Raw genomic sequence first — 15,800 nt, 5'->3', positions numbered from 1 at the left:
GATAGGTACTCCGGCTGCGTGGGCTGGAGCACCTATAGGATTTCGATACTCAGGAGCTTTCTGCCTGGCGTTTCATCTCAAGCGACTCGAGCTCGTTCTTATAATTGTGAGCGTCACTCTCGTTGTGAAACATGCCGACCAGCAGGTCTTGTTGGTGTACATCCCAGATGTGAATCCCATGGCCCAGCGCTTCATGGGACATATGTGCATCGTCGCGTTCAGTTACTTTTACAGTCATCTGCTTGCTCCAATCTCTGGTGGGTCTGCGGCAAGTCGTCGCAGGCCTTTGTTATATGTTTTGTTAGCTTGCTAAGTAAACCGACTTTTCGCGCAACAATTCATTGCAGGAACTGCAACAGTGCTGCAGGCCTTGAGGAGTGGGGGTTTGCGGTATGGGTGCTGGAGTTTTATGACAGAAGTTTCATGTTGAGAGCCCGCTATCGCCATCGCAGGCAAGCCCGCTCCCACAGGGGAATGCATTTCAAATGTGGGAGCTGGCTTGCCTGCGATGACTGCACAAGCCTCTATATAGAATCCGCAGGCAAAAAAAAGCCCCGCAGTCAGCGAGGCTCTTTTTTTGACTCATCAGCCGATCAGCTACCTTTGACAGCCTTGCCGTCAACCGTACCGTCTTGCAGCATGATGTTGTATTCCTTGCCGTCAGTCTCGACCTGACGCAGGGCAACCAGGATGCCGCCCTGGTCCTTGGCAAACCACATCTGGGTGATGCGCTTGCTTTGGGTTGGGTCACGCACGCGCTCAACCTTGATCGCGTCGATGGAGCCGACCTTGGTCTGGACCTTTTCCGGGCCGATCACGCGGAAGTCGTAGGTGTCGACGTCGGTGCCTTCGACCACGTTGTAGCTCATGCTTTTCTTGCCAGCGGCAACGTCGCGCTGCAGGGCCAACTGGTAGGTCGACTTGTCGAGCATGCCGCTTTGCAGGGCCACGTTGACCGGGTCTTTGTTTTCAAAACCGGTGACTTTCTTGGCGGTTTGATCGAAGTCCAGGTTGATCTTCTTGGCTTTGCCCAGCCCACCGCGTTCGAAGATGTAGCTCTTCGGTTGCAGGGTGTCCTTGTCAAACAGGATCACGCTGGTTTCGGTGAGGCTGGCGATCATCATGGAAGCCTTGAAGTTCAAGGTCCAGGTGCCGTCGCCATTCTTGGCCAGGCTGCGTTCAGCCGAACCACTCATGGGCAACTGTTTCCAGTCGGCGGTGTAGCTAACGGAGAAAGGGTGAAGGTCTGCCGCTTGCACCGCAGGCAAGGCAAACAGAGCAAAAGCGAAGAGCAAGGCGCGACGCATAAAATCTCCTAGGTTCGAATCAAGTGGCCGCTGGCCGCGAGTAACTGACCGTCCAATAATGCACCCTGCTCACCAAGAATCAACCGCCCCTCGGCAAACCAGCGCACTGCCAGCGGGTAAATCCTGTGTTCCTGGGCGTGAACCCGTTGCGCAAGGCTCTGCGCTGAGTCATCCGACTCTACCGGAACCACTGCCTGTACGACCAGAGGCCCGCCATCGAGTTCCTCGGTGACGAAGTGCACGCTGCAGCCATGCTCGCTGTCGCCGGCGTCGAGCGCCCGCTGGTGCGTGTGCATGCCTTTGTATTTAGGCAGGAGGGAAGGGTGGATGTTGAGCAGGCGCCCAGCGTAGTGCCGCACGAAATCAGCGCTGAGGATGCGCATGAAACCGGCGAGGACCACGAGTTTGGGATTGAAGGCGTCGATCAGTTCGACCAAGGCGGCATCGAAGGCTTCGCGGCCTTCGAAGGCCTTGTGATCCAGGGAGCGGGTGGCGATACCCGCGTCGCTGGCGCGTTGCAGGCCGAACGCGTCGCTGCGGTTGGAGATCACCGCAGCGATGCGCACCGGGCTGTCGCCGGTGCGCGTGCTGTCGATCAGGGCCTGCAAGTTACTGCCGGTGCCGGAGAGCAGCACCACGACATCACAGGTCTGGGACATCAATGAGCCTTGAGGTTCTTCAGTTCAACCTGGGCCGCGCCTTCCGGTGCGGTGGCGATCTGACCGATGACCCAAGGCTGTTCGCCCGCTTCACGCAGTACGTTCAACGCGGTTTCAACGTGCTCTTGGGCCACGCAGATGACCATGCCGACGCCGCAGTTCAGCACGCGGTGCATTTCGTTTTCGTTGACGTTGCCTTTCTCTTGCAGCCAGTCGAAGACTGCAGGACGCTGCCAGCTGGCCACGTCGACAATCGCCTGGGCGCCTTTTGGCAGCACGCGCGGGATGTTGTCCAGCAGGCCGCCACCCGTGATGTGGGCCATGGCCTTGACGGCGCCAGTGTCCTTGATCAGCTTGAGCAGTGGCTTGACGTAGATGCGGGTCGGGGCCATCAGCAGGTCGGTCAGCGGTTTGCCGTCGAGCTGGATGTTTTCGATGTCGGCGCCGGACACTTCGATGATCTTGCGGATCAGCGAGTAGCCGTTGGAGTGCGGGCCGGACGATGGCAGGGCGAGCAGGGCGTCACCGGCGGCAACCTTGGAGCCGTCGATGATCTCGGCTTTCTCGACCACACCGACGCAGAAGCCGGCCAGGTCGTAGTCTTCGCCTTCGTACATGCCTGGCATTTCAGCGGTTTCGCCGCCGACCAGGGAGCAACCCGACAGTTCGCAACCGGCGCCAATGCCGGTCACAACCTGGGTGGCGGTCTCGACGTTGAGCTTGCCGGTGGCGTAGTAGTCCAGGAAGAACAACGGCTCGGCGCCGCACACCACCAGGTCGTTGACGCACATGGCCACCAGGTCGATGCCGATGCTGTCGTGCTTGTTCAGGTTCAGTGCCAGGCGCAGCTTGGTGCCCACGCCGTCGGTGCCGGAGACCAGCACTGGCTGTTTGTAGCCGGCCGGGATCTCGCAGAGGGCGCCGAAACCGCCCAGGCCGCCCATGACTTCGGGGCGCGCAGTGCGCTTGGCGACGCTCTTGATGCGTTCGACCAATGCTTCACCGGCGTCGATGTCTACACCGGCGTCCTTGTAGCTCAGGGAGGGTTGCTTGCTCATGATCCAGGCCTTTAGGGGGGATTCAGGGGTAACGACCGAGCGGGCGGGGGCTTTTATAAAGGCCACGCCGTTGACGGTCTGCGAAGGCGCGCGATTTTATCAGGCTTGAGGGGCAGCGGCCATCCTCGGGCCGACGGGCAGAGGCATATGGGTTAAAAAAATGCTAATCCGGTCTGCTTTGGTACGTATTAAGGTATAGCCTTGAACCCGCTATCGTTATGACAGTACGAAAACTTACCGATACCCGTGAATGTTTTGCCAGCCGCTGTGGTCACAGCCCTGGTAAGCCGAATTCACGCGGTCTGTTCCAGCCGCTAAATTTGTTGTTCGGGAATCTTCCATGCGTCTGTGTAAATTCTTCTTTGTAGGCTGCTTGTCGTTGGTCAGCCTGGCGAGTCATGCCGAAACCCTCAATGGCCTGTATCAAGTGCTCGAACCCGTCAGTAGCCAGTCGCCGCAAGAGCGCGACCAGGCGACCCAGCGTGCCGTGCAAACCCTGGTGATCCGCCTGACCGGCGACGCCAAGGCCGCCGATGGCCCGGGCCTGGCGGCGGTTCGCAAGGACCCGCAGCAAATCATCACGCAATACGGCTACGACGCCGGCCCGCCGGAAAGCCTGCAAGTGGATTTTGACCCGGTCAGCACCGACCGCGCCTTGCGTGATGCGGGTCTGTCGATCTGGGGCAGCAACCGGCCGTCGATCCTTGGCTGGTGGCTGAATGACTCTACCGAAGGCAGCAGTCTGGTCGGTGATGGCCAAAGCGTCGCCCAGGCATTGCGTCGCGCGGCACAGCACCGTGGGCTGCCGTTGCGGCTGCCGCTGGGTGACTTGGAAGAGCAGGTGGTGGCCACCGCGCCCAACCTGGAAAGCGCCGACGCCACGCCACTGCGCGCCGCCTCCGAGCGCTACGGCGCGGATGCCCTGTTGGCCGTGCATGCGCGCCAGGAAGGCAACCAGTGGCAGGCCAAGTGGCGCTTGTGGCTGGGCGACAAGAGCGAGCAGGGCAGCGTCCAAGGCGCCGATACGGGCGCGGTGGCCGATGCCGTCATGCTGGCGGTCAGCCAGAAGCTGGCACCGCGCTTTGCGGTCAAGGCCGGGGTAAGCAGCGAGCAGTTGCTCGAAGTACAAGGCATGAACCTGGAGCGCTATGCCGCCCTGGGGCATCTGCTCGAGCCGTTTGGTGGCCAGCCGCAGTCTGTGGATGGCGACCGCATCGTCTATCGCGTCAACGGCAGTGTCGATCAATTGCGTACCCAGTTGGGCCTGGCCAAGTTGCAGGAGGTTGGGCCTGGTGAAGCACCGGCGGCAGCAACGCCTGCGGCGCAACTGCGGTTTCGTTGGTAACAGTTCTTCCTTATATAGAAGCAATGGAGTGGTTTATGGCGGATACGCGTCGTTGGGTGTGGCTTGGTGGGCTGGTCCTGCTGTGCGCGTTTGTTTTCTTGCTGCATTCGATCCTGACGCCGTTCCTGGTTGCGTTGCTGCTGGCCTACCTGTTTGATCCGGTGGTGGATCGCCTGGAGAAGGTCGGCTTGTCACGGACCTGGGGCGTGGTGACGGTTTTCGCCTTGTTCACCCTGATCATCACGGCGCTGGTGCTGGTGCTGGTGCCGATGTTGGCCAAGCAATTGTTCCGCCTCTATGAACTGGCCCCGCAGATGCTGGATTGGCTGCAGCACACGGCGATGCCGTGGGCCCAGGCCAAGCTGGGGCTGGCGGATGGGTTCTGGAAGTTCGACAAGGTCAAGGCCGCGATCAGCGAGCATATGGGGCAGACCACCGACATTGTCGGCGTCGTACTCAGCCAGGCCACGGCGTCCAGCCTGGCGCTGATCGGCTGGTTGACCAATCTGGTGCTGATCCCGGTGGTGGCGTTCTACCTGCTGCGCGACTGGGACATCATGATGGCCAAGATCCGCAGCCTGCTGCCGCGCAACCGTGAAGAGCGCATCGTCTCGCTGGCGGAGGAGTGTCATGAGGTGCTGGGTGCGTTTGTGCGCGGTCAGTTGCTGGTGATGCTGGCCCTGGGGGTTATCTATGCTGCCGGCCTGATGGCGATCGGCCTGGAACTGGGCTTGTTGATTGGCCTGATCGCCGGCCTGGCGGCCATCGTGCCGTACATGGGCTTTGTGATTGGTATCGGCGCGGCGCTGGTGGCCGGGTTGTTCCAGTTTGGTGGCGACCTGTACCCGATGCTCGGGATTGTCGCGGTGTTCATGGTCGGCCAGGCGCTCGAAGGCATGGTGCTCACGCCGTTGTTGGTGGGGGATCGGATCGGTCTGCACCCGGTGGCGGTGATCTTTGCGATCCTGGCGGGCGGAGAGCTGTTCGGCTTTACTGGCATCCTGCTGGCGTTGCCGGTGGCGGCGGTGATCATGGTGCTGGTGCGCCATGTGCATGACTTGTACAAGGATTCGGATGTGTACACGGGGGTCGAAGACCCTGATCTGTAAACGTTGCGTCACAAACCCGGCCTTGGTCGGGTTTGTTGTTTCTGGGGGTGGGGCGTCAAACAATCCGCGCAAAACCGGTAAGTTAACGCAAACCTTTGATTTTGCTTGTGGTCTGCTGCATTGTGCGCCCGGCGTCACGGGTATAAACTTTGCAAACTTTACACAGAGGCCACTAGCGGTTCGTTTGGAGCCGTTCAGTCAGCATGAAACCGATTCAGCTGCCCTTGGGTGTGCGTCTGCGTGACGACGCCACCTTTATCAACTACTACCCAGGCGCCAATGCCGCTGCACTCGGCTATGTCGAGCGGCTCTGCGAAGCCGACGCCGGGTGGACCGAAAGCCTGATCTATCTGTGGGGCAAGCACGGCGTAGGGCGTACTCACCTGTTGCAGGCCGCGTGTTTGCGTTTTGAACAGATGGGCGAGCCGGCGGTTTATTTGCCGTTGGCCGAGTTGATGGATCGCGGTATCGGTATCTTCGACCACCTCGAGCAATATGAGCTGGTCTGCCTGGACGATCTGCAGGCCATCGCCGGCAAGGCGGAGTGGGAAGAGGCGTTGTTTCATCTGTTCAACCGTTTGCGTGACAGCGGCCGGCGCTTGCTGATCGCTGCATCCGCTTCGCCGCGGGAACTGCCGGTCAAGCTGGCGGATCTCAAATCTCGCCTGACCCTGGCGCTGATCTTCCAGATGCGTCCCCTGTCTGACGAAGACAAATTGCGTGCCCTGCAATTGCGTGCCTCCCGTCGCGGTTTGCACCTCACCGATGAGGTCGGGCACTTCATTCTGACCCGCGGCACCCGCAGCATGAGCGCGTTGTTCGATTTGCTCGAACAGCTCGATCAGGCCTCTCTGCAAGCCCAGCGCAAGCTGACGATTCCTTTCCTCAAGGAAACCCTCGGCTGGTAGCCAGCCCTTTGTTTTCGGGGCTTTCGGCAAATTCCAGGCGCCAGAAAACCTGCGTTTGGGCCGGGTTGGCCACGCAAATCGGTTGCATAGGGTGTTAAGGGCTTAGATGTCATCGTCCAAACAAGAAGTCACATAGATCACGATTGAATTTGCAAATCGATCTGATAGCGGGCATAGTCTCGGCTTCTTTACACATCAGCCACGGTCGTGCCCATGCTAAATCGCTTCGCACCCCTCGTGCCTCTCGCACTCGTTACCCTGTTGTTTGGTTGCGCCTCCCACCCTCAACAGGTGGCCGAGCAGCAAAAACCGCAGGTTCAAAATCAGGCAAAATTCGTCGCTGCACAGTCTGCTTCTGTTTATGAAGAAGAGCTGGCGACTGAAAAGGAACTGGGCGCCTTCTCCGGCAACAAGCCTTACCAGCTTCCAGTCCTGGCCGACAGCATTCTCGAACGCGGCATGTCCCTGATCGGTACACGTTACCGTTTCGGTGGTACCTCTGAAGCCGGTTTCGACTGCAGCGGCTTCATCGGCTACCTGTTTCGTGAAGAAGCTGGCATGAACCTGCCGCGCTCCACTCGCGAAATGATCAACGTGAATGCACCGTTGGTCGCACGCAACAACCTCAAGCCCGGTGATCTGCTTTTCTTTAGTACTGCTGGCCGTGGTCGCGTAAGCCATGCCGGTATCTACCTGGGCGACAACCAGTTTATCCACTCCAGCAGCCGTCGCAGTGGCGGTGTCCGAGTCGACAACCTGGGCGATAGCTACTGGAGCAAAACCTTCATCGAAGCCAAGCGTGCACTCGCCATGGCCCCGACGACGGTTACCGCTAGCAAGTAAACTTAAAGTGATACTTGAAGTTTGACGTGTAAGCGCTAGAATCCCTGGATATTGTTGGAAACCGTACGCGCGAGCTCTGCTTGCGCGTTCTGGTTTTCAGCGTTCGGCAGCGAAAGCCGCATCCAGACCAGGATTGTTCTGCACATGTCGACCTCGGCCCGCCTGATTCTTATTGTTTGCGCCGCGCTCCTCAGCGCCTGCGCCAGCCGTCCACCGCCCGCTCCCGTAGCGGTGAAGCCCAAGCCGGTGTTCAACTATTCCACCCAGAATTTCTCGCCTGTCGCCGAAGACGTACTCTTTCGCGCGCTCGGCCTGGTCGGTACGCCTTATCGCTGGGGCGGCAACACGCCGGACTCAGGCTTTGATTGCAGCGGCCTGATCGGTTTTGTCTACCGCGATGCGGCCGGCATCTCCCTGCCACGCACCACCCGCGAACTGATCGTGATGCGCGCCCAGGATGTGAGTGAAGAGAACCTGCAAACCGGTGACCTGCTGTTCTTTGCCACCGGCGGCGGCTCACAGGTCAGTCACGCCGGCATCTACGTGGGCGAGGGCCGCTTCGTCCACGCGCCGCAAACCGGCGGCACGGTGAAGCTGGACACCTTGTCCAAGGCGTATTGGCAGAATGCTTACCTGAGCGCCAAGCGCGTGTTGCCAGGGAGTCTGGCACGTAATCCCTGAGCTGACAGAGATCTGAGTGTGGGAGCGGGCTTGCTCGCGAAGGCGCCGGATCAGACCACACATCTGTGACTGACACACCGCCTTCGCGAGCAAGCCCGCTCCCACATGGGTTTTGTGGTGGTCTGAAGCCTATCTACTTAGCTGCTGAAACCCGCCACACCTTATTTCCCACGTCATCCGCCACCAGCAACCCCCCCTGCTGATCAATCACCACGCCCACCGGCCGGCCCATGGCTTTCTCGTCTTTGTCGAGGAACCCGGTCAGCACATCCACCGGCTGTCCCTTGGGCTGGCCAGCCTCGAACGGTACGAAGATCACCTTGTAACCACTGTGGGGCTTGCGATTCCACGAACCATGCTGGCCGATGAATGCGCCATTCGTGAAAGGGGCGGGCAATTTGCTGTTCTCGGCAAACGTCAGTCCCAGCGAGGCGGTATGCGGGCCTACGGCGTAGTCTGGTGCAATCGCCTTGGCCACCAGGTCGAGGTTTTGCGGATTGACTCGCACATCCACATGCTGCCCGTAGTAGCTGAACGGCCAGCCATAGAAGGCGCCATCCTGAACCGAGGTGATGTAGTCCGGCACCAGGTCGCTACCGATTTCATCGCGCTCGTTCACCGCCGTCCACAGCTTGCCGCTTTGTGGTTCCCAGGCCATGCCGTTAGGGTTGCGCAGGCCCGAGGCGAAAATGCGGTGCTGGCCGCTGGCGCGGTCCACTTCCCAGATCGCCGCCCGGCCTTCTTCTGCCTGTAGGCCGTTTTCACCAACGTTGCTGTTGGAGCCTACGCTTACGTACAGCTTGCGGCCGTCTTTGCTCGCCACCACGTTCTTGGTCCAGTGGTGGTTGATGCTGCCGCCGGGTAGGTCGACCACCTTGGTACCGGCTGCCTTGATCGCGGTTGCTCCCGGTTGGTAGGGGAAGCGCAGCAGCTTGTCCGAGTCCGCCACATACAGATCATTGCCCACCAGGGTCATGCCGAAGGGCGAATTGAGGTTTTCAAGAAATACTGTCCGGGTCTCGGCGATGCCATCGTGGTCGGCATCGCGCAGCAACGTGATGCGGTTCGGGCTAGGCACGCCCGCACCGGCTCGGCCCATGACCTTTTCCATCACCCAGCCACGAATGCCCTTTGAGTCATCGGGTTTGGGCGGCGCATTGGTTTCTGCCACCAGTACGTCGCCATTGGGCAGCACATACAGCCAGCGCGGGTGGTCCAGGCCCTCGGCAAACGCCGCCACCTGGGTGCCCGCGGCGGGAGTTGGCTTCGCACCCGCAGGCCAGCCGATGGCTGGCGCGATGTTTACCGTGGGGATCAGGGTCTTGTTCGGCTCCGGTAGCTTAGGGGAAGGCCCGGTTCCGTCAGACACTTGCAAGGTCGAACTTTCACCGCAGGCGGCGAGGGCGCCTGCGAACATGATCAGTAGGGCAAGTCGGGTCTTGTGCATGTTTTTCTCCTGGGTACCTGCAAGGGTAGAGGCATGCAGCGGTCCGATGGTTCAAGTGCGAAGCCGGCTTTAATTGACGCTCCACCCCCAACCCTCTACCCTTCGCGACTTGTTCCAGGTGCTCTGTGACCCACGGGTCGACCGAGTGAAACAGGGAAGCCGGTGAGTGAGCGCACTTGTACACAGTGCTGCCGCGATCCCGGCGCTGCCCCCGCAACGGTAAATGAGTCAAGACCCTGCTTTCTGCCACTGTATCGCCCCGCGATATGGGAAGGCGCAGCGTCGGCGATCGCCACTCATGAGCCCGGAGACCGGCCTGAAACATCCAACAGCATCACGGTGGGCGATGCTTGGCTGTCTGTTTTGTCTTTTTCCTGCCCGCCGTTTTTTGTCCAGCCCCAACGGAGAGCTGCCATGACCGATTCCCCTGAACGCGACGAACGCCACCTGGCGCGCATGCTGCGCAAAAAAGCCGTGATCGACGAGCGCATCGCCAACTCGCCCAACGAATGCGGTTTGCTGCTGGTGCTCACCGGCAACGGCAAAGGCAAGAGCAGTTCTGCGTTCGGCATGCTGGCTCGGGCCATGGGCCACGGCATGCAGTGCGGTGTGGTGCAGTTCATCAAGGGGCGCAACAGCACGGGCGAAGAGCTGTTCTTCCGCCGCTTCCCTGAGCAAGTGCGTTTTCACGTCATGGGCGAAGGCTTCACCTGGGAAACCCAGGACCGCCAACGTGACATCGCCGCCGCCGAAGCCGCCTGGGCGGTGTCCCGCGAGCTGCTGCAAGATCCCGCCATCGGCCTTGTCGTCCTTGACGAACTGAACATCGCCCTCAAACACGGCTACCTCGATCTGGACCAAGTGCTCAGCGACCTGCAAGCCCGTCCGCCGATGCAACACGTGGTGGTCACCGGCCGTGGCGCCAAGCCCGAGCTGATCGAAATGGGCGACACCGTCACCGAAATGGGCATGCTCAAGCACGCGTTCCAGGCCGGTATCAAGGCACAGAAGGGCGTCGAACTTTGAATCAGCCCCGTCATTGCCCGGCCGTCTTGATCGCCGCACCGGCGTCCGGCCAGGGCAAAACCACCGTCACCGCCGCGCTCGCCCGTTTGCACCGCAACCTGGGACGCAAGGTGCGCGTGTTCAAATGCGGGCCGGACTTTCTCGACCCGATGATCCACGAGCGCGCCAGTGGTGCGCCGGTGTATCAATTGGACATGTGGATGGTGGGAGAGCAGGAAAGTCGTCGCCTGTTGTGGGAAGCCGCCGGCGAGGCTGACCTGATCCTCATTGAAGGCGTGATGGGCCTGTTCGACGGCACGCCATCCAGCGCTGACCTGGCGCGCCACTTTGGCGTGCCGGTGCTCGGTGTGATCGACGGCACCGCCATGGCCCAGACCTTCGGCGCCCTCGCGCTGGGCCTGGCGCGTTATCAGCCGGACCTGCCGTTCGCCGGCGTGCTGGCCAACCGCGTAGGCACACTGCGCCACGCACAATTGCTCGAAGGCAGTCTGACCGAGGGCCTGCGCTGGTACGGCGCGCTGTCCCGCGAGACCGGCATCGAATTGCCCAGCCGCCACCTGGGCCTGGTACAAGCCAGCGAACTGAATGACCTCGACCTGCGCCTCGATGCCGCCGCCCAAGCCCTGGGCAGCAGTTGCGAAGTCGCATTGCCGCCGCCGGTGACGTTCGCTGCGCCGCAGATCATTGAGGCCGAGCCGTTGCTCAACGGCGTGCGCATTGCCGTGGCTCGCGACGAAGCCTTCGCCTTCACCTACGGCGCCAGCCTCGACCTGTTGCGGGCGATGGGCGCCGAATTGCACTTCTTCTCGCCGATCCATGACCGCGAATTGCCTGACGCCGACAGTCTGTATCTGCCGGGTGGTTACCCGGAATTGCATCACCAGGCGCTGTCGGAAAACACCGCGATGCTCGATGCGATCCGTGCTCATCACGCTGCTGGCAAACCGCTGCTCGCCGAGTGCGGCGGCATGTTGTACCTGCTGGACTCGCTCACCGATGTCGACGGCCAGCGTGCCGAGTTGCTCGGTCTGCTGCAGGGCGATGCCGTGATGCAAAAGAAACTGGCCGCCCTGGCCCTGCAAAATGTCGAACTGCCGGAAGGCACATTGCGCGGTCACACCTATCACCACTCCCTGACCAGCACCGACTGCACGCCGATTGCCCGTGGCGTGAGCCCCAACGGTGGGCGTGGTGCCGAGGCGGTTTTCCGACAGGGGCGGATGACGGCTTCCTACGTGCACTTTTACTTTCCGTCGAATCCGGCGGCGGTGGCGGCACTGTTTGCGCCAGACCGGGAGGGTGCCATCGCAGGCAAGCCAGCTCCCACAGGGGATCACGTCGAAACCCAATCCAATGTGGGAGCGGGCTTGCCCGCGAAGAGGCCATGACCGACAACGCCTTCCCTGAGGCCGACCGCCAGGCCGTCTACCGCGCCATCGCCGAACGCCGCGACATGCGCCACTTCAGCGGCGGCACCGTCGCGCCTGAACTGCTGCAGCGCCTGCTCCAGGCCGCACACCAGGCGCCCAGCGTCGGCCTGATGCAACCCTGGCGCTTCATCCGTATCAGTGACCGCCAACTGCGTGGGCAAATCCAGCAACTGGTGGAAGAAGAACGCATCCGCACCGCCGAAGCCCTGGGCGAGCGCTCCGACGAATTCATGAAGCTCAAGGTCGAAGGCATCCACGATTGCGCCGAGGTATTGGTAGCAGCGCTGATGGACGACCGCGAGCGCCACATCTTCGGTCGTCGCACCTTGCCGGAAATGGACATGGCCTCGCTGTCCTGTGCAATCCAGAACCTGTGGCTGGCTGCCCGCGTCGAAGGCCTGGGCATGGGCTGGGTCTCGCTGTTCGAGCCCCAGGCCCTGGCCGACCTGCTGGGCCTGCCGCCCGGCGCCAAACCCCTGGCTGTGCTGTGCCTGGGCCCGGTCGCTGCGTTCTACCCGGCACCGATGTTGCAACTCGAAGGCTGGACCGAGCCGCGGCCGCTGAGTGACATGCTGTACGAAAATTCTTGGGGAGTGAGTCAATGAGTGTGGCCTTGCTGTGTGTCGCCGCAGTCGCGCTGGATGCGCTGCTGGGCGAACCCAGGCGCTGGCATCCGCTGGTGGCGTTCGGCAATTTCGCCGGGCGCATCGAGCAACGCTTCAACAGCGGTGGCCGGGGCTGGCGCAGCCATGGCGTGACCGCGTGGTTTATCGCCGTGGTGCCGTTGACCCTGCTGGCCACCGCTTTGTCGTGGGCACCGTATATCGGCTGGATCTTGGAGATCCTGGCGTTGTACTGCGCCCTCGGCATGCGCAGCCTTGGCGAGCATGTGATCCCGGTCGCCCAGGCGCTGCGCAGTGATGACCTGGACGAAGCGCGAAAGCGTGTGAGTTACCTTGTCAGCCGTCAGACCAGCGAACTGGACCGTACCGAAGTCGCCCGCGCCGCCACCGAGTCGGTACTGGAGAACGGCAGCGACGCGGTATTCGCCGCGCTGTTCTGGTTTGTCGTTGCCGGTGTGCCGGGCGTGGTGCTGTACCGCCTGAGCAACACCCTCGACGCCATGTGGGGCTATCGCAACGAACGCTTCGAGCGTTTCGGTTGGGCGGCGGCCAAGATCGACGACGTTCTGAACTATATTCCTGCGCGCCTGGTGGCATTGACCTACGCGCTGCTGGGCAAAACCCGCCTGGCGTTGAAGTGCTGGCGTACCCAGGGCCCGACGTGGGACAGCCCCAACGCCGGCCCGGTGATGGCGGCCGGCGCTGGTGCGCTGGGTGTCGAATTGGGCGGTGCCGCGATTTATCACGGCGAAGTACATCAACGCCCGCAACTGGGCGAAGGCCCGGCGGCGGATGCGGACTCCATCGACCGAGGCTGGCAACTGGTGCAGCGCGGCGTATGGTTGTGGCTGCTGATCCTATGCGCGGGGGCGCAATTCTATGCTTGAGCACGGTGGCCGGCTGCGCAAGGCAGCGATTCAATACGGGATTGCCGAGGCCGATTGGCTCGACCTGTCCAGCGGCCTCGCGCCGTGGCCGTGGGCGATCCCGGAAATTCCGCTGCGGGCCTGGGCACGCTTGCCGGAAACCGACGACGGCCTGGAACGCGCCGCCAGCGAATATTACGGCGCCGCCCATTTGCTGCCGGTGCCGGGCTCCCAGGCGGCGATCCAACTGTTGCCGCGCTTGCGGCGGGCGGGCAAGGTCGGCGTCCTGTCGCCGTGCTATGCCGAACACGCCGAAGCCTGGCGCCGCGCCGGTTATGTGGTGCGCGAAGTGCTGGAGCAGGAAGTCGACTTCTTTCTCGACAACCTCGACGTGCTGGTGGTGGTCAACCCGAACAATCCCACCGGCCTCAGCCTGAGTCCGCAACGCCTGCTGGACTGGCACGCGCGGCTGGCGCAGCGGGGCGGATGGCTGGTGGTGGATGAAGCCTTCATGGACGTCACGCCGCACCTGAGCCTGGCGAGCCAGGCCCATCAGGTCGGGTTGATTGTGTTGCGCTCGTTCGGCAAGTTCTTTGGACTGGCCGGTGTGCGCCTCGGTTTTGTCCTGGCCGAGCGCAAGTTGCTCAGGCTGCTTGCCGAACAGGTGGGACCCTGGGCCGTCAGCGGCCCCACCCGCGTGCTGGGCCAAGTCTGCCTGGCGGATACGGCCGGGCACACGCGCCAGCGCGAGCGCTGTATCGAGGCCAGCCAGCGGCTGTTCGACCTGCTTGAGCGCCACGGCTTCCAACCCCACGGCGGCTGTGCCTTGTTCCAATGGCTGATCACCCCGCATGCCGAGCGCATGCACGAATTCATGGCCCAGCGCGGCATCTTGCTGCGCCTGTTCGTTCACGACAGCAGCCTGCGTTTTGGCTTGCCTGATAGCGCCACCGATTGGCTGCGCCTTGACGAAGCGCTGACGGCCTACAAGGACGCTGCATGAGTACGCTGATGGTGCAAGGCACCACCTCCGATGCCGGCAAGAGCACCCTGGTCACCGCGCTGTGCCGTTGGCTGGTCCGCCAGGGCGTGGCCGTGGCGCCGTTCAAGCCGCAGAACATGGCCCTCAACAGCGCCGTGACGGCCGAAGGTGGCGAGATCGGCCGCGCCCAAGCCGTGCAGGCCCAGGCCGCCAACCTGGCGCCCCATACCGACATGAACCCGGTGCTGCTCAAGCCCAACAGTGACACCGGTTCCCAGGTGATCATCCACGGCCGTGCCGTCACCAGTATGAACGCCGTGGCCTATCACGATTACAAAGCCATCGCGATGCAAGCCGTGCTGGCCTCCCATGCACGCCTGAGCGATGCCTATCCGGTGGTGATGGTGGAGGGCGCGGGCTCCCCGGCGGAGATCAACCTGCGCGCCAACGACATCGCCAACATGGGCTTCGCCGAAGCCGTGGATTGCCCGGTGCTGCTGATCGCCGACATCAATCGTGGCGGCGTATTCGCGCACCTGGTCGGCACCCTGGAATTGCTGTCGCCGAGCGAACAGGCGCGGGTCAAAGGCTTCATCATCAACCGTTTTCGCGGCGATATTGCGTTGTTGCAACCCGGCCTGGATTGGCTGCAAGCGCGCACCGGCAAGCCTGTGGTGGGCGTACTGCCCTACGTGATGGACCTGCACCTGGAAGCCGAAGACGGCATCGACAAGCGCCAGATCGACAAGGCCGCCCAAGCGCTCAAGGTGGTGGTGCCGGTGTTGCCGCGCATCAGCAACCACACGGATTTCGACCCGCTGCGCCTGCATCCCCAGGTGGATTTGCAATTTGTCGGGTCGGGCCAGCCGATTCCGCCTGCCGACCTGATCATCCTGCCGGGCTCGAAAAGCGTGCGCAGCGACCTGGCCTACTTGCGTGCCAACGGCTGGGACAGCGCCGTGGCGCGACATTTGCGCTATGGCGGCAAAGTGCTTGGCATTTGCGGCGGCTTGCAGATGCTCGGCGAGCAGGTTCACGACCCGTTGGGCCTGGAAGGGCCGTCGGGCTCCAGCCATGGCTTGGGGCTGCTGGCCTTCAGCACCACGCTGGAAGAAGAAAAGCAGTTGCGCAACGTGCGCGGGCGCCTGCTGTTGGAAAACGCCGAGGTCAGCGGGTATGAGATCCATGCGGGCGTGACTTCCGGCAGCGCGCTGGCGAACGCCGCCGTGTTGTTGGATGACGGGCGCAGCGACGGCGCCCAGAGTGCGGACGGGCAGATCCTCGGCACCTACCTTCACGGCCTGTTCGAAACCCCGGCCGCGTGCAGCGCGTTGCTGCGCTGGGCGGGCTTGCAGGATGTGCAAAGCGTGGATTACCACGCGTTGCGCGAGCGTGACATCGAGCGCTTGGCGGACTTGGTGGAGAACCACCTGGACACTGAATTGCTGCGCACGCTGTGTGGGATTTAACTGTATGTGGGTTTCAACTGCTGCACTGCTCCCACAGGAAGGTGTGA

The 15,800-nt window shown here is 62.1% G+C and carries 16 protein-coding genes and 1 riboswitch; of the genes, 11 read left to right on the top strand and 5 right to left on the bottom strand.

Annotated features, from left to right (window positions below; all coding sequences use genetic code 11):
• Nucleotides 1–49 precede the first annotated feature (49 nt).
• The 4 genes from IB241_RS04040 to purM form a co-directional block, all read right to left on the bottom strand.
• Complete coding sequence (locus IB241_RS04040) at nucleotides 50–238, bottom strand: hypothetical protein (protein ID WP_017734626.1); 189 nt, start codon at nucleotides 236–238, stop codon at nucleotides 50–52.
• Nucleotides 239–593: 355 nt separating this feature from the next.
• A complete protein-coding gene (locus IB241_RS04035; RefSeq protein WP_192297067.1) occupies nucleotides 594–1,307 on the bottom strand; it encodes a DUF3108 domain-containing protein in 714 nt (237 codons plus the stop codon).
• 8 nt (nucleotides 1,308–1,315) lie between these two features.
• Entirely contained in the window at nucleotides 1,316–1,966 is a 651-nt protein-coding gene (purN, locus tag IB241_RS04030) for a phosphoribosylglycinamide formyltransferase (RefSeq protein WP_192297066.1), read from the bottom strand.
• The gene (purM, locus tag IB241_RS04025) at nucleotides 1,966–3,024 is read right to left on the bottom strand and encodes a phosphoribosylformylglycinamidine cyclo-ligase (RefSeq protein WP_192297065.1); all 1,059 of its coding nucleotides are present in this window, start codon (nucleotides 3,022–3,024) and stop codon (nucleotides 1,966–1,968) included. Before purM ends, purN begins: the two co-directional genes overlap by 1 nt.
• 340 nt (nucleotides 3,025–3,364) lie before the next feature.
• On the opposite strand from purM, the gene IB241_RS04020 reads away from it, so the two are divergent.
• The 5 genes from IB241_RS04020 to IB241_RS04000 all read left to right on the top strand — a co-directional run bounded on the left by IB241_RS04020 (nucleotide 3,365) and on the right by IB241_RS04000 (nucleotide 7,910).
• A complete protein-coding gene (locus tag IB241_RS04020) occupies nucleotides 3,365–4,369 on the top strand; it encodes a DUF2066 domain-containing protein (RefSeq protein WP_192297064.1) in 1,005 nt (334 codons plus the stop codon).
• 35 nt (nucleotides 4,370–4,404) lie between these two features.
• The gene (locus tag IB241_RS04015; protein WP_192297063.1) at nucleotides 4,405–5,478 is read left to right on the top strand and encodes an AI-2E family transporter; all 1,074 of its coding nucleotides are present in this window, start codon (nucleotides 4,405–4,407) and stop codon (nucleotides 5,476–5,478) included.
• Nucleotides 5,479–5,681: 203 nt separating this feature from the next.
• A complete protein-coding gene (gene hda / locus IB241_RS04010) occupies nucleotides 5,682–6,386 on the top strand; it encodes a DnaA regulatory inactivator Hda (RefSeq protein ID WP_192297062.1) in 705 nt (234 codons plus the stop codon).
• A gap of 213 nt (nucleotides 6,387–6,599) precedes the next feature.
• Nucleotides 6,600–7,229 carry a C40 family peptidase gene (locus IB241_RS04005; protein ID WP_192297061.1) on the top strand — a complete coding sequence of 210 codons (630 nt, stop codon included), beginning with the start codon at nucleotides 6,600–6,602 and terminating at the stop codon, nucleotides 7,227–7,229.
• Nucleotides 7,230–7,373: 144 nt separating this feature from the next.
• Complete coding sequence (locus IB241_RS04000) at nucleotides 7,374–7,910, top strand: C40 family peptidase (RefSeq protein WP_192297060.1); 537 nt, start codon at nucleotides 7,374–7,376, stop codon at nucleotides 7,908–7,910.
• 133 nt (nucleotides 7,911–8,043) lie between these two features.
• On the opposite strand, the gene IB241_RS03995 is transcribed toward IB241_RS04000, so the two are convergent.
• Nucleotides 8,044–9,357, bottom strand: a complete 1,314-nt coding sequence (locus tag IB241_RS03995; protein ID WP_192297059.1) for a PQQ-dependent sugar dehydrogenase — start codon at nucleotides 9,355–9,357, stop codon at nucleotides 8,044–8,046.
• Nucleotides 9,358–9,456: 99 nt separating this feature from the next.
• A riboswitch (cobalamin riboswitch) is annotated at nucleotides 9,457–9,692 on the top strand.
• A 79-nt stretch (nucleotides 9,693–9,771) separates the two neighbouring features.
• Here IB241_RS03995 and cobO point away from each other — a divergent pair.
• From cobO to IB241_RS03965, 6 genes are read left to right on the top strand one after another with little or no spacing between them, the layout of a single operon-like run.
• A complete protein-coding gene (cobO, locus tag IB241_RS03990) occupies nucleotides 9,772–10,383 on the top strand; it encodes a cob(I)yrinic acid a,c-diamide adenosyltransferase (RefSeq protein ID WP_192297058.1) in 612 nt (203 codons plus the stop codon).
• A complete protein-coding gene (locus IB241_RS03985; RefSeq protein WP_192297057.1) occupies nucleotides 10,380–11,771 on the top strand; it encodes a cobyrinate a,c-diamide synthase in 1,392 nt (463 codons plus the stop codon). Before cobO ends, IB241_RS03985 begins: the two co-directional genes overlap by 4 nt.
• Complete coding sequence (bluB, locus tag IB241_RS03980; RefSeq protein ID WP_192297056.1) at nucleotides 11,768–12,418, top strand: 5,6-dimethylbenzimidazole synthase; 651 nt, start codon at nucleotides 11,768–11,770, stop codon at nucleotides 12,416–12,418. The genes IB241_RS03985 and bluB overlap by 4 nt, the downstream gene beginning before the upstream one ends.
• Nucleotides 12,415–13,323, top strand: a complete 909-nt coding sequence (cbiB, locus tag IB241_RS03975) for an adenosylcobinamide-phosphate synthase CbiB (RefSeq protein ID WP_192297055.1) — start codon at nucleotides 12,415–12,417, stop codon at nucleotides 13,321–13,323. Before bluB ends, cbiB begins: the two co-directional genes overlap by 4 nt.
• The gene (gene cobD / locus IB241_RS03970; protein ID WP_192297054.1) at nucleotides 13,316–14,305 is read left to right on the top strand and encodes a threonine-phosphate decarboxylase CobD; all 990 of its coding nucleotides are present in this window, start codon (nucleotides 13,316–13,318) and stop codon (nucleotides 14,303–14,305) included. The genes cbiB and cobD overlap by 8 nt, the downstream gene beginning before the upstream one ends.
• Nucleotides 14,302–15,753, top strand: coding sequence for a cobyric acid synthase (locus IB241_RS03965; protein ID WP_192297053.1), 1,452 nt, complete (start codon nucleotides 14,302–14,304; stop codon nucleotides 15,751–15,753). Before cobD ends, IB241_RS03965 begins: the two co-directional genes overlap by 4 nt.
• Nucleotides 15,754–15,800 lie beyond the last annotated feature (47 nt).

The sequence above is a fragment of the Pseudomonas sp. PDM05 genome (assembly GCF_014851685.1).
Taxonomy (GTDB): Bacteria; Pseudomonadota; Gammaproteobacteria; order Pseudomonadales; family Pseudomonadaceae; genus Aquipseudomonas.
Note: the sequence above shows the minus strand (reverse complement) of the source record. Positions and strands in the feature narration are given on the sequence as shown.